Here is a 13,499-nt window from a genome sequence, read left to right on the forward strand (position 1 = left end):
CCGGCCGCTGGCGAATTTCGGGCAACTTCCCGACGCCTTCAGCACCGGCACGTCGTCACTCACTGTGCGCAGACCACGGAAGTTGAGCCAGAACCACGACTCGTGAACAAGGCCAGGGGGCAGGCCTCCAGTTGCGAGGACGGACGGTCGTGGCCACCCGACCAGCCGAGGAACTCCTCATCACGTCGCCACGGAGCGTGGTGCGGGGGCGGGATCCCCGTGGTGGGAGGCCTTCTCGGCGCGTTGCCCTTCCAGGGGAGGCAACCACGTCTCGGCGACGGCCGAACGCGGTTCACGTGTCGCCGACACCACGCCCGCCCTCCGACGGAGGCGCCCCGGGCCGTAGCGCCGGGCGCACCGCTCGTCGGACGTCCGGCCCCGTTGACGGCCTGTCACTCGAAGCGGCGATTTCCGCGCGGCGACGCCACGCCTGTGCCCGACCGGTGGCCGGGCCGACGGGCGGCCGACCGGCACGGCCAGAACGACGGAGGAGTTCCCCGGACCGGTCGGGGACGGTTCACCCGATGGGATGACCGCGGACCGGCCCGGGCGGCTGCGACCGGTATACGTGACGTGATCCACCGTTCGGAGAGACCACCTGCGAGGGGCCCATGACCGATACGGCCGACACGTCGCCGAGGACGGCCGGCGAGATGCTGCCGACCGCCTACGCCCCCCGGGTGGCCCTGATCCGGGGCGCCATGGAAGCCGGGGACACGGTCCTCGCGGCCCGCCTGGCCGAGGAGCTCCACCAGCACGTCGCCCTGGAGCGCGGTGCCCTGCATCCCGAGGCGCTGCGCGCGCAGGAGGTGCGCGCGTACGTCGCGGCGGTCGGCGGCGATCCCCGGCGGGCGGCCGAACTGTTCAGCGTGGCCGCCACCGCGTGGGCCGGCCTGGGCGCGTCGGAGCAGTGGGCGGCGTCGCGCAACGCGGAGGTCTGCCGGCGTCGTGCGGAGTCGGCGGCGTCCGCCCCCTCGGCGGTCCCCGTCGCCCGGCGCCCGCCCGGCTGCCCGTCCCCGGCCCGGGCGTTCGGACGCGGCACCGTCGTGGCGGTCGTCCTGGCGACGGCACTGCTCTCGGGGGCGGCGGACGCCGGCCCGCGGGCCTACCTCGGGACGGGCCCGCGACCGGTACCCGACGACCAGCCGGTCGCCCCCGCCGTCGTGGGAGCCCTGGAGCGCTCCGCCCCGTCGGCCTCCCTGGCACCGGGCCCCGTGCCGCCCCCGCCGGATCCCGCGGGCGCGGAGCCCGTCCCCGCGCCGGACGCCGGGCCCGCGGGCGAACAGGAGGACCCGGCCGCAGACCCGGACGGAGGCGGGCCCCGGGCGGGGCGCACACCACTGCCGGGCCCCGGACGGCGACCGGGCCTCCCGGCCGGCGGTGCCCGACCGCGGCCCGCTCCCGACGCCGTGCGGCCGTCCGGCGGCCAGGCCGCCGAAACCGGCTCGGACCCCTGCGCCGCCGCCCGCGCGTACGGCGGCCGACTCCTCGGCTCCCTCGTCGAGCTGTGCCACCGAGCCGCCGAAGCATCGGGCAAGCGGCCACCCGCCCCCTGACACCGTCCCTAGGGAGGGAAACGACCCGCGGATGCCCGGTGCCGTCCGGACGCCCGGCATGGCCGGCTGACCGCCTCGTCTCCAGCCAACGGCCCTGACGCTTCCACGAGCAGCCCCGGCGAGAGCCCTCTCAGAGGGTGTTCTGTGAGCCTTTAACCTCCAATAAGCAATCGTGACTGCTTGTCGGATGAGTTTGGGCAATGGTGTGATGATCCGGGCCCTGCCGGTCCACGTCCTTGACGGGAGGGGTTCAGCCGGGCCCGGCTCCGTTCAGCTGGCGAGAGACTCCGCGTAGGCACCGAAGGCGTACATCGCTTCGAGGCTGCCCGGTCGTGGCGGGTCGGTCGGGTCCCAGCCCAGCTCCCGGTCCTGGATCACCTGGGTGAGCAGGGGGCGCCAGCGCGGGTCAAGGGTTTCGCGCGCCCATTCCAGTGCATCGCGCTTGGAGGCCACCTCGCCGGTGTGCAGGGTGAACAGTGCCCGGCAGTAGGTGGTCACGGCATAGCGCTGGCTCCAGGCCACGTCGAAGCGGGCCCAGGTCCGCAGGTCTTCCATGAGGCCCGGCAGCATCTCGCGCATCGATTCGCGCAGGGCCTGGGGTGGCACTGCGTCGACGAGGTCGGTGACCGGGGGGCCGGCGAGGGTGATTCCGTGGTTCCTGAGGATCCAGCGGGTGTGCGGGCTGTTGCAGTGGGCGTCCCAGATCAACTCGCGGTGGCCGTGGTCGCAGAACAGCCACGGTGTTCCGAGCCCGGCGACGGCGCGCAGGGACGTGGTGTCCGCGTAGGAGCCCTCCAGGTGCTTGGTCCAGAAGCCCGGACGGGTGGGAATCTCGTCGTGGAGCCGGCGGAGCTCTGCCTCTGTGGCCCCGGCGGGCAGGACGGTAGTGGCAACGATGAAGTCGCAGTCGCTGTGCAGGTCTCCGGCGCCCAGCGCGAAGGAGCCCTGCAGGTAAGCACCGACGAACGTGTCGCCGAGGATTCCGCGGACCGCGTGGACGAACTCGTCCAGGAGCGCGTCCAGCTCCCGGTACGGGGTGAACATGGGGGATCTCCATACCCGTTGAAGTGGAAGGGGCTCACGGGCGCGGCGGAGATGAACGGGATGTGCCGCCGCGTTCAGGCGCGGCGGATCCGCCCTGCGGCGAAGCAGTACGACGTCATGGGATGGACGGTAGCCGTCGCCCCCTTTGCCGGGCAATCGAGATTCCAGCGGGCGGATCGCGTCTCTTCTCGGCAAGCGGTAAAGATCTCGTGTCAGAGGTCAGCCTTTGCCGGATTTCAGCTTGAGTCGGCCTCCGGCGTGCCGGTGTTGGCTTGGTGAGGGCGAACGGGCCGGGCGCGGGTTCGGTGAGGATGCCGCGGGTCACCGGGCGTTTGAGCTTCGCGCGGGTGCCTTCGGTATGCCGCGGTTCGGCGCCGAGGCCGAGTGCCTGGCAGACGTCTTTGGCGCGGAGCCCGTCCGTGGCCTTCTCGATGGCGGCCAGGATGTCGCGGTATCAGGGCGGTAGCGGCTCCGGAAGCGGGATGCGCGCAGAGCAGCTCGCGAGGTGGGCGCAGGACGGCGACCGGGCCACGGCCGACGAAGCTCGCAATGGGACCGGTACGGGACCGGTTGAGGCGAGGGAGCCAGCCTGTGGAGGCCCTTATCTCCGCCGCAGCAAGCGCCTCATGAATCCGGCCCTGGGCGTGGCAGGCCCGATCGAACCGTCATCGTTTCGCCGGATGGCGGCTCCGATGGTGGTGCCCTTCACCCGCTCCCCGCGGTGGAGCTGGCCGGCTTCGTCCCGCTCCCACGTCCGCCCCTGAGCGTCCTGGAACTCAATGGTGACGGGTCGCTGAACGGTCCCCGGCGGTACCGCAACGCTGATGTCGCGCTGCACCGTCTCCTTGGGTGGAATCAAACCGATGTTGATGTTCACCACGTCGGTCTCGCCCGGAAGCTCGCCGGGCGTAGCGGTCCGCAGGACCACCATGGTGTTGAACACCGGCTGAACCGAGCCGTTGTGCACAACGACCGAGTCGTAGCGGTAGCTGCTGAATTCGGAGGGGGTGGGCGCCGGAGAAGCCCCCGCCGGGGCTTCCTTGCGGCCGGAAGCCCGACGCGTTCAGCGGGAGGGCATTGTCGCCGCCGTCCGACCGGACGCAGCGAAGCGGGCGCGGCACTGCCGGATCGGCCGAAGGCCGATGCACCCCACCACTTTCGGTGCCTGACGGTGAACCGGTGACCGTACGGACGGTCAGCGCCCTTCGCCGACGATGAGGCCCGGGAGTCTCCAGGGAACTCCACCGCGCTGTACGGTCGGGCGAGTACCGCAGCCGTCGACACAGGAGCCGAGATGGAACCGGATCATGTGCCTGATTGGTTCTGGGAGGTCCTGGAGGCGACACGACCGCGTCTGTCTGCCCTGGAGTCGTGGTTGGAGTCCCACTCGCGGGAGGTGCTCGAAGCCTTCGCGCTCGCATACGAGTCCGCGGCGGAATCGCTGGCCGACTTCTCGGAAGGTGTGAGCGTGGACGGGGACGTCTGGTCCGAGGACAGCACCGAGGATCTGTGCATGTGGGTGGTCGGGCAGGGCCACGGGCTGTGGAGCTCGGTGGTTGGGGGAGAGCTGCGGCTGGAGGAAGCCGCTCGGATGTACCTGGGCCGTGCTCCGCTGCTTCCGGAAGGCGTGGCGCTGTGGGACGGGGATGTCTCGGACCCTGAGCACAGGGGCTACCAGTCTCCCGGGGCCATCGTCCACGGCGTCTACCGGACGCGATTCGCCGAGGAGCTCCATGAACGGCTTGAGGCCATGTGAGGGGATTGCCCGGGCCGGGCGGGTAACGCGGCGGCGCCGCGCACATCGTCGACCGGGCCGGCCCGTGGCCGGGAGGAACATGAGCCGCTTCACGCCAGGTGTCCGGTCGACTACCCTCTGCTCTGCAGATCTTCGGAGTGTTACAGCAGAGAGGAAGCACCGTGGGGGACGAGAACAAGGGCGGCCCGAACGACGGCAAGGGCGGGGCCCACGCCAAGCCCGGCGGTCCGCAGATCGGCCCGAAGCCGAACCCGGACGGACAGGGCCCGACTCCCGATCCGAAGCACAAGTGACGGCGGCCGCCGACGTCCACGTCCGGCTGGTCGACCGGCTGGAGGCCTCGGGGGCCCTGACCCCCGGTTGGCGGCAGGCGTTCCTCGACGTCGGCCGCCATGGGTTCCTCCCGGACGTCTTCTGGGCGAGCACCGGCGACGGCTACGAACGCTGCGACCGCGCGCAGAGCCCCGGTCGGTGGCTGGAGCTCGCGTACTGCGACGTGGCGATCGTGACGCAGTGGGACGACGGAGCGGACAGCGGACAGCAGCGGGAGCCGACCTCGTCGGTGTCCATGCCGACGATGGTCGCCTCCATGCTGCGCGACCTGGACGTCCACGAAGGCCACAGGGTCTGGGAGGGCGGAACCGGCCCCGGTTGGAACGCCGGGCTGCTGGCCCGGCGCCAGGGCGCGCACAACGTGGTGACCGTGGAGCTGGACCCGGAGGTCGCCGCCCGGGCCGCCGCCAACTTCCGGGCCCTGGACGCCGCTCCGACCGCGGTGGTGGGCGACGCGGCCCACGGATACCTTCCCGGGGCCCCGTACGACCGGGGAATCCTCACCTGCTCGGTACGGGAGGTCCCCCCGGCCGTGATCGGGCAGATCCGCAGGCAGGGCGTGCTGGTGCTGCCCTTCGCGCCGCTCTTCGGGGGCGGCGCCGTCGCCCGGCTGACCGTAGCCGACGGCGCGGCCACGGGCCCGTTCACCGGCTCCTCGGCGTTCATGCGCATGCGGCAGCAGCGTTACCAGGCCCCGCCCGTCGACGACTACCTGCCCGGCGACTGGCCCGGGGACGCCGCGCAGGAGTACACGACCCTGAATCCGCTCGAAGTCGTCGACGACTGGCTGGCGTCCTTCGTCGTGGGCCTGGCCGTACCCGACGTGTACTACCGGCGCAGCGACGGCGGCGGTATGACGACCCTGTGGCTGTTCGACACGGGCGTCACCTCCTGGGCGACGGTGGACTTCGTGGACGGCGCGCGCCGGTTCGAGGTCCGCCAGTCGGGCCCCCGTCGGATGTGGTCGGAGGTCGAGGAGTCCTTCCAGTGGTGGGTGGGGGAAGGCCGTCCGGGGTTCGAGAGCTTCGGGCTGACCGTGGACGGGGGCGAGCACCGGGCGTGGCTGCACGAGCCGGCCAACCCGCTGCCGTCCCCACGGGGGCGGGGCTGAACCGCGCAGGCCGCGTGCGGCATCGGCGGAACCGGTTGCGGCGGCCCGTGGACGTACCACGAGAACGCGTAGGAGTCGGGCACGGCGAGGCCGTGACCACGGTGCTCGTGTCGCTCCACGAGGCTGTCCCTTGTCCGCTCGGCGAACCTGTCAACCGATCTGCTACGGCAGCCGGCGGTCCTCGAAGGGGTCGTCGCAGTCGTGGGGCTCGTACGGCTCGAAGTCGGGGCGGTCGATGAGCTCGGCGACCGAGAAGGGGTGCCGGTGGTCGGTGAGGAGCCGGTGGACGAACTCGGCGGTGGAACCGTCGAACCGCGCACAGCTGTCGCCGTCCTCGTCGCGGGCGACGACCGGCCACCGGTTCGGGTCTGCGCCCTCCGTCAGCCAGTAGAACTGGTCGGCCTGGACGGAGTCGGCCCACTGCAGGAGCCCGCCCGGGGCGGGGTGGAGCCGGTGGGGGCGGTAGAGGTCGGCGATACCGGGGTCGGCGGCGGCGAGTTCGGCAAGGCGGAGGGCCTGCTCGACGAGGCACAGGAACTGCGGGAACGGGTCGTCGCGGCCGGGCGGGGGACCGGGCAGGGAGAGATCGAGGAAGCCGGCGAACGTGCCCGGGCCGAAGTGCTCCGCCAGGCGCCGGTAGTCGGCGGGCAGGGCGGTGCCGAGCCGGGCTTCGGCCGACGACCAGTCGACGGGCCACTGCCGCGACTGCGGCCGGCCCGTCACGGCGGCGAGCCGCCGCACCCAGCGCTCACCGGGCACATCAGCCCCTTCCTCAGCCTCCCCGGCGAGCAGGAAGGCCGTCGCCCGGTCGGCCCGGCGGGCCGTCACCGCGACCAGGTGCGACCCGCCGCCGTCGTTGTCCCGGACGATCCCGCAGCCGATCCAGCGCCCGCCCACCGCCCACCCGCACAACTCGGCGAGCCGCCCGCCGAACGGCGCGGCCAACGGCAGCCCGCTGTCGTCATCGAGGGAGGGGTCGACGAAACCACCGGCCGCAAGGACGCGCGCCGACCCCCAGCGCGGGCGCAGCGCCTCGACGAGACGGCGGTGGGCGGTGGAGAGGTCCCCGTCGGCCGGCAGCCGGGCGACGGCCGGGGCAGGGCGGGCCAGCAGCGCGTCGATGCGGTGCAGGTGGTCGCTGGTGTCATCCATGACGTCAGTCAACCGCGGGCCGCCGACAGGGCTCCCGGCAGTCCTCGCCGTGGCGATCACAGGCGGCCACCAGCGCGCTGGGCTCCTCGGGGAAGCGGCGCCGGTCGCGGAGAGCTGCGCCGTCGTGGCCGCGTTGATCGACGGTGCGGCCACCGTCGATCGGCTGAAGCGCGAGGACGGCCGGATCCGGCTGATGCCGCACACCTCGGCGTACGGGCCGAGCCCTGGTCGTGGCCGTCGACCACCCGAAAGCCCTGGTTGCTCTTGTGAGCGGCATCGAGAACGCAGGCCACCGCGAGGTGCTGCGGCCCACCCACGGCCGGCCGGCGCGCAGCAGCACCTGGTCGCCACCGCGAGCGCGGTGAGCAGCAGGACCTGTCCCGGCAGCGTGGCGAGGACAAGCATCCCCATGCCGTCCACTGTCACCGCTCCGCCCGCAACGACGACGGTTGTTGCGTTGTTGGGCCGCTGTTGGCCTGCCCTGCCAGCTTTGTGGCTGTCCCCGCGTGACCGGCCCCCGCAGCGAAAGTCCGGGGCCGGGCGCGCTCCCAACACCAGAGGCAGGACACGTGAAAACCACAATCCTCCGACTCCGCCGCATCAGGGCGGCCCTGACCGTGGTCGCCATGACGCTGACCGGCCTGACGGTCTCCGTGGGGCAGGCGTCCGCGCAGCCCTACTACGCGTTCGAGATCCAGAACCAGGCGACGGGCCTGTGCATCGAGGGGTCGTCCGACCTGAACCCGTACCAGATGGAGCTCCACCCCTGCGGCAGCAGCGGTGACCAGTGGTTCGGTGTCAGGAACCACAACACGCTCGTCGACCTCAACACCGGCGGCTCCTGCCTGGCGACGGACTCGTACGGCAACGCCCTGTCCGTGGGCTGTGCCACCGAGGGCTACAACCCCCACTGGACGTTCGGCTCCACCACGGGAGACTGGACGACCATCAGCAGCCCCAACGGCTGTTACCTGAAGATCCTCAACGGGCAGACCCCGGCGTGCATGCCGGGCTTCCAGGGCAGCAACGCCCAGTGGCGCATGATCAGGCGGGTCCCGGACCACCACGCCGGCACGGACGCGGGCACGGGCCGGGTGAAGTGGGCGGACTTCGACGGCGACGGCAAGGCCGACTACATCACCGTCGGCTCCAACGGCGCGGTCAACGTCTGGCTGAACCGTGGCGGCGACACCGGCGGCGGCTGGGACTCCCTCGGCCAGGTCGCCAGCGGTGTCACCACGGACGCCACCCGGGTGCGTTTCGCCGACTTCGACGGTGACGGGCTGGCCGACTACATCTGCATCAACGCCGACGGCTCGGTGCAGGTCTACCTGAACCGCGGGGGCGACGGCCACGGCGGCTGGCAGCCCCTCGGCCAGGTCGCCAGCGGCCTGACCACCGACCCCAGCCGGGTGCGCCTCGCCGACATCGACGGCGACGGCAAGGCCGACTACAGCGCCATCGGCGCCAACGGCTCGATCAGCACTTACCTCAACCGCGGCGGCGACGGCCACGGCGGCTGGGCCGACTACGGTCAGATCGCCACCGGGACCACCACCGACCAGAACGCGGTCGTCCTCGCCGACTTCACCGGTGACCACAAGGTCGACTACATCACCACCAACCCGAACAACTCGGTCAGCGCCTACCGCAACGACGGTGGCGACGGCCACGGCGGCTGGACCAGCCTCGGTCAGGTCGCCGCCGGCGCCTGAGCCGCGTCACCGCCGTGACCCGGGGGCTTCGGTCCGTCAGCCGAAGCCCCCGCTCCCACATCGACCACCACCACACGTACGCCCTGGGGGAACCTTGAAACGCATCCTGCTGCTCGGCCTGAGCACCGCACTGGGCGTGGCCGGCGTGGCCGCCGCCCCGGCCACGCCGGCCGCACACGCCGCGACGGCGACCGCCCCGGCCACGCACGCCGCGACGACGGCCGCCACCGTCACGGCCGCGGTGCCCTCGCTGCGCGTCATGCCGCTGGGAGACTCGATCACCGCGGGCGCCGGCAGCTCGACCGGATCGTCCTACCGGGCCCCGCTGTGGAGCCTGGTCGCCGGCCAGTCCCGCTACACCGTGCGCTACGTCGGCTCCCAGGCCGGCGGGCAGCTGCCAGGCCTCGCCCACGAGGGCCACTCCGGCTTCATGATCGACGACATCCGCGCCGGGATCGACCAGTGGCTCGCCGAGGCCCGCCCGGACGTCGTCCTGCTGCACATCGGGGTGAACGACCTCGACCGCAGCACCGACCCGGTCCATGCGCCCGAGCGCCTCAAGGCCCTCCTCGACCGGATCTTCGCGGACCGGCCCGGCGTCGCGGTGGTCATGGAGGGCGTGATCCCGACGACCCAGGGCCTCCAGGTCCCGCCGTCCACCTTCAACGACCGGGCCCGGCAGCTGCAGGCGGTCGAGGCCCAGGCGGGGAACAGCTTCCGCTACGTGGACCCGCCGGCCCTGACGCCCTCCGGGATGGCCGACCGCCTCCACCCCAACGACAGCGGCTTCCAGCGGATGGCGCAGGCCTTCTTCACGGGACTGGACCAGGCGTACTCCGCCGGCGCGGCCAAGGCGTCCGTGGCGTCCAACGCCGCCAACGACTCGGGCGGGCTGGGCCACGTCCGGTACGCGGACTTCGACGCTGACGGCAGGGCCGACTACATCGCCGTCGGCGCCAACGGCGCGGTCGACGTCTGGCTGAACCGGGGCGGCGACGGGCGCGGCGGCTGGCAGCCCGCCGGCCAGGTCGCCACGGGGACCACCGCGGACGTCGGCCGGGTGCGCTTCGCCGACTTCGACGGCGACGGCAGGGCCGACTACGAGGTGATCTGCGCGGACGGCTCGGTGCACGTCTGGCTGAACCGGGGCGGCGACGGGCACGGGGGCTGGCAGGACTACGGTCAGGTCGCCCTCGGTCTCACGGCCGACGCCGCCCGGGTGAAGCTCGCGGACTTCGACGGCGACGGCAGGGCCGACTACGAGGTCGTCAACGCGGACGGCTCGGTGCAGGTCCACCTCAACCGGGGCGGCGACGGGCACGGCGGCTGGCAGCCCCTCGGCCAGGTGGCCACCGGGCTCACCACCGACCCCGGCCGCGTCCGCCTCGCGGACTTCGACGGCGACGGGAAGGCCGACTACGCCGTCGTCGATTCCGGCGGCGCCGTACGGGTCTGGCTGAACCGTGGTGGCGACCCCGGCGGCGGCTGGGTGGCCCTCGGCCAGGTCGCTTCCGGCCTGACGACGGATCAGGACAAGGTCCAGTTCGCCGACTTCAACGGCGGCGGCAATGCGGACTACGTCCTCACCGACACGCCGTCCAACGCCGCCCACGTCTACACCTGGAACGGCGGCGACGGCCACGGGGGCTGGAACGACCTCGGCCAGGTGGCCACCGGCGTGCCCACCGGCTGATCGCACGGCCGGCGCCGCCCGGGAGCCTCGACCCCCGGGCGGCGCACTCGCGGTCAGTGCCGGACGTCGCGGAGCAGTTCCAGTCCGTCGAGGCTCTGCTGGAGCAGGGCCGGGATGTCGTGGTCCCGGCTGATCTCGGCAGCCTGCTCGAAGCAGGTGCGGGCCTGCGGGAGCCGGCCGAAATGGGCGTGGGCCCGTCCGGTGATGATCAGGCAGTCGGCGATGCCGCTCATGGCCCCCAGACGGCGTCGCAGCGCCAAGGACTCGTCGAGGGCGGCGAAGGCATCCTCCTGCCGGCCGAGGCCCCGCAGGGAGTCGCCGAGGTTGGCCAGCGTGATCGCGACGTGCGTCAGGTTGCCCAGGGCCCGACAGCCGTCGAGGACCGCGTGGAAGTGCGTGTGGGCGGCCTCGAAGTCCTCGTTCAGCAGGTGCGCTCCCCCCAGGGCCGAGCGCACGCCGAGCCGGCCCTCCTCCTCCCCGGTCTCCTGGTGGAGCTTCCAGGCGGCCTGTGCGTACGCCAGGGCCTGCCCGTACCGGCCCTGTTGGCCGACCGTCATGGAGAGGTACGCGAGGAGGCTGGCCTTGCTGGGATCGTCGTCCAGCTCCTCGAAGAGGGCGAGGGCGGCTTCGAGGGCCTCGATCGCCTCGTCGTTGCGAAAGGCCATCCCGTGGGACGTGCCGAGCCTGCGCAGCGTCCACGCCTGGCCGAGCAGGTCGCCGTGCTCCCGGGCGGACTCCAGGCCGAGGTACAGGCAGGCGTCCCACTCGCCCGTCCACCAGAACGTGTGCGCGTACCCCAGGAGCCAGATCGCGAGCCGCCAGGTGAGGTCGGGGCGGGAGGAACCCGCGGCCCGGCGGATCACCTCCTTGATGACGGGCAGTTCCCGCCGACACCAGTCCAGGGCGTCCTGCGGGTCGGTGAACACGGGCACCGGCGCGGCGGGGGACTCGGCCAGGCGCGGCGCCCGAGCGGGGTCGATGGCCGTCCCGGCGGCCTCCAGGGCGAGCGCGTACCAGACGCCCAGCCGCAGCGCGGCCGCCTCACGCGCCTCGGCGGGCTCCTCCTGGAGGGCGCGCTCGGCGGCGAACTCCCCGAGCAGGTCGTGGAAGCGGTAGCGCCACTGCTCCATCGTCTGCACCAGGTGGACGTCGGCGAGCAGTTCGAGCAGGTCGGCGGTCTGCTCCCGGGGGCGGTCCAGCAGGGCGGCCGAGGCCTCGACCCCCAGGGTGTGGCCCGCCCACAAGCCCAGCAGCCGGAAGGCCCGTGCGGCCTCGCGCTCCAGCGGGTCCTCGCTGTCGCGGATCGCGACGTAGCTGGTCGCGAAAGTGGCGTCGACGGCCAGCCGCCCCACCGACAGGGCGCGCAGCCGCCCCCGGCTGTCGTCCAGGCGCTCGGCCAGGGTGCCCAGGGTCCAGGCCGGGCGGGAGGAGAGCCGGGCGCCGGTGATCCGCAGGGCCAGCGGCAGGCCCGCGCAGGCGGCCAGCAGGCGCATCGCGCCGTCCGGGTCCTGCCGGACGCGCTCGGGGCCGCAGAGCCGGGACAGGAGGGCGCGCTGCTCCTCGACGTCGAGCGGGGCGAGGGAGATCCGGGCGCCGGCCGGGAGGTCGGGGAGGGTGTTGCGCGAGGTGACGATCACCGCGCTGCGGCAGCCGCCCGGCAGCAGGGGCTCCACCTGGGCGGCGTCGCGCGCGTTGTCGAGCACCAGCAGGACGCGGCGCTCGGCGAGGGCGGTGCGCAGCAGGGCGGCCCGGTCGTCGGTGTCCTCGGGCAGGAGCCTTGCCGGGGCGCGGTGGTCCGCGGGCCGCTCGTCCAGGGCGGCGAGGAGGGCGGCGAGCAGCTCGTGCGGGTCGCGGGCGGGGGCGGCGCCGAAGCCGCGCAGGTCGGCGTAGAGCTGGCCGTCGGGGTAGTGGTGCCTGACGGCGTGGGCGGCCTGGACGGCGAGGGCGGTCTTGCCGATGCCGCCCATGCCGGCGACGACGGCGATCCGGGGGAGGCCGCCGGCGGGCTCGGGCGGTCCGGCGGGTTCGGCGGGTTCGGCGGGTTCGGCCGTGAGGAGGTCGGTCAGGGCCTGCAGATGGGCCCGGCGGCCGGTGAAGTCGGGGATGGCCGCCGGCAGTTGGGCCTGCGGGCGGGCGGGCCGGGCGGGTTCCCCGGGTGAGTCGCGTTCGTCCCGCAGGACCTGCTCGTGGGCCCTCCGGACGGCGGGCCCGGGCTCGATGCCGAGCTCCTCGACCAGGGCGCGGCGCAGCCGCTGGTGGACGGCGAGGGCCTCGGAGCGCTGCCCGAGGCGGTGCAGGGCGATCATCAACTGGGCGTGGAAGGCCTCGTGCAGCGGGTGCTCGCCCGCCAGGGCGGTCAACTCGGGCACCAGACCCTGGACCCGGCCGAGGCGCAGTTCCGCCTCGATACGCCACTCCAGGGCCTGCAGGCGGGCCTCCTGCCACTGCCGGCGCGGGGCCTGAGCCTGGAGGAGGTCCGGGAACTCGGTCAGCGGCTCCCCGCGCCACAGGGCGAGGGCCGCCGCCGACTCCCGCCGCACGGCCTCCCAGTCCTCGCGCAGCAGCGCCTCGCGGGCCCGCTGGACGCCCAGGCCGAAGACCCGGGCGTCCAGCTCGCCCTCGGCGACCTTCAGGAGGTAGCCGAGCGGGGTGGAACGCAGGCGCTCGCCGTGCTCGTCGCCCAGCTGGGTGCGCAGACGGGCCAGCATGTTGTGCAGCGAGGCGCTCGCCGAGGCCGGCGGGTGGTCGCCCCAGAGGGCGGCCCTGAGCCGGTCCGGCGGGACGGGCCGGTCGGGCTCCAGCAGGAGCACGGCGAGCAGGGTGCGGACCTTGGCGCCGCCGACGGCCCGCTCCTGGTCGCCGACGCGGACGAGCAGCGGGCCGAGCAGGCTGAAGTGCATGGTCAAATCCCCCGGTCCAACGCACGGCGCCGACTGTTCGAGCGCGGTGATCACGGCCACCGTAGGGGACGGGGAGCCCGGGTCTTCAAGGGGATTACCCGATCCGGTGCTGCTCAGCGCCGATCAGTGCCGTTGGGCGACCTCGGTCGGCAGCGGTGAGTGAGGACCCCCGGCCGAAGTAGGCCGTCGTGCTGCTTCCGACGCGGCGCCGGCGGGACATCACGAAGTCCCTCCCGGCC

10 protein-coding genes are annotated in these 13,499 nt (G+C 73.3%); 6 read left to right on the top strand and 4 right to left on the bottom strand.

Annotated elements, in window-relative coordinates; genetic code table 11:
* The first annotated feature begins 611 nt into the window (after window positions 1-611).
* Window positions 612-1,556 carry a hypothetical protein gene (locus tag ACFWJ4_RS13605; protein WP_380542991.1) on the top strand — a complete coding sequence of 315 codons (945 nt, stop codon included), beginning with the start codon at window positions 612-614 and terminating at the stop codon, window positions 1,554-1,556.
* 270 nt (window positions 1,557-1,826) lie between these two features.
* Here ACFWJ4_RS13605 and ACFWJ4_RS13610 read toward each other — a convergent pair whose 3' ends face one another.
* Window positions 1,827-2,600, bottom strand: a complete 774-nt coding sequence (locus ACFWJ4_RS13610) for an aminoglycoside adenylyltransferase domain-containing protein (RefSeq protein ID WP_380347883.1) — start codon at window positions 2,598-2,600, stop codon at window positions 1,827-1,829.
* A 601-nt stretch (window positions 2,601-3,201) separates the two neighbouring features.
* Window positions 3,202-3,543 carry a hypothetical protein gene (locus ACFWJ4_RS13615; RefSeq protein WP_380347887.1) on the bottom strand — a complete coding sequence of 114 codons (342 nt, stop codon included), beginning with the start codon at window positions 3,541-3,543 and terminating at the stop codon, window positions 3,202-3,204.
* 351 nt (window positions 3,544-3,894) lie between these two features.
* On the opposite strand from ACFWJ4_RS13615, the gene ACFWJ4_RS13620 reads away from it, so the two are divergent.
* The 3 genes from ACFWJ4_RS13620 to ACFWJ4_RS13630 all read left to right on the top strand — a co-directional run bounded on the left by ACFWJ4_RS13620 (window position 3,895) and on the right by ACFWJ4_RS13630 (window position 5,800).
* A complete protein-coding gene (locus tag ACFWJ4_RS13620; RefSeq protein ID WP_380542994.1) occupies window positions 3,895-4,356 on the top strand; it encodes a hypothetical protein in 462 nt (153 codons plus the stop codon).
* Window positions 4,357-4,517: 161 nt separating this feature from the next.
* Complete coding sequence (locus ACFWJ4_RS13625) at window positions 4,518-4,649, top strand: hypothetical protein (protein ID WP_331768627.1); 132 nt, start codon at window positions 4,518-4,520, stop codon at window positions 4,647-4,649.
* A complete protein-coding gene (locus ACFWJ4_RS13630; protein WP_380542997.1) occupies window positions 4,646-5,800 on the top strand; it encodes a protein-L-isoaspartate(D-aspartate) O-methyltransferase in 1,155 nt (384 codons plus the stop codon). Before ACFWJ4_RS13625 ends, ACFWJ4_RS13630 begins: the two co-directional genes overlap by 4 nt.
* A 162-nt stretch (window positions 5,801-5,962) precedes the next feature.
* Here the strand turns inward: ACFWJ4_RS13630 and ACFWJ4_RS13635 are convergent, their stop codons facing one another.
* Entirely contained in the window at window positions 5,963-6,952 is a 990-nt protein-coding gene (locus tag ACFWJ4_RS13635) for a hypothetical protein (RefSeq protein WP_380542999.1), read from the bottom strand.
* A 569-nt stretch (window positions 6,953-7,521) separates the two neighbouring features.
* Here ACFWJ4_RS13635 and ACFWJ4_RS13640 point away from each other — a divergent pair.
* Complete coding sequence (locus tag ACFWJ4_RS13640) at window positions 7,522-8,667, top strand: FG-GAP-like repeat-containing protein (protein ID WP_380543001.1); 1,146 nt, start codon at window positions 7,522-7,524, stop codon at window positions 8,665-8,667.
* A gap of 94 nt (window positions 8,668-8,761) precedes the next feature.
* Window positions 8,762-10,360, top strand: a complete 1,599-nt coding sequence (locus tag ACFWJ4_RS13645) for an FG-GAP-like repeat-containing protein (RefSeq protein WP_380543004.1) — start codon at window positions 8,762-8,764, stop codon at window positions 10,358-10,360.
* Between the two features lie 53 nt (window positions 10,361-10,413).
* Here the strand turns inward: ACFWJ4_RS13645 and ACFWJ4_RS13650 are convergent, their stop codons facing one another.
* On the bottom strand, window positions 10,414-13,260 hold the full coding sequence (locus ACFWJ4_RS13650; protein ID WP_380543007.1) for a BTAD domain-containing putative transcriptional regulator: 2,847 nt from the start codon (window positions 13,258-13,260) through the stop codon (window positions 10,414-10,416).
* Window positions 13,261-13,499: the final 239 nt, after the last annotated feature.

It is taken from the genome of Kitasatospora sp. NPDC127067 (assembly GCF_042724755.1).
Lineage (GTDB): Bacteria > Actinomycetota > Actinomycetes > Streptomycetales > Streptomycetaceae > Kitasatospora > Kitasatospora lactacystinica.

What these genes read in the sequence shown, in the direction of transcription:
- ACFWJ4_RS13605 (WP_380542991.1), top strand. Translation starts at nt 612, where the DNA reads ATGACCGATACGGCCGACACGTCGCCGAGGACGGCCGGCGAGATGCTG.
- ACFWJ4_RS13620 (WP_380542994.1), top strand. Translation starts at nt 3,895, where the DNA reads ATGGAACCGGATCATGTGCCTGATTGGTTCTGGGAGGTCCTGGAGGCG.
- ACFWJ4_RS13610 (WP_380347883.1), bottom strand. Translation starts at nt 2,600, where the DNA reads ATGTTCACCCCGTACCGGGAGCTGGACGCGCTCCTGGACGAGTTCGTC.
- ACFWJ4_RS13650 (WP_380543007.1), bottom strand. Translation starts at nt 13,260, where the DNA reads ATGCACTTCAGCCTGCTCGGCCCGCTGCTCGTCCGCGTCGGCGACCAG.
- ACFWJ4_RS13635 (WP_380542999.1), bottom strand. Translation starts at nt 6,952, where the DNA reads ATGGATGACACCAGCGACCACCTGCACCGCATCGACGCGCTGCTGGCC.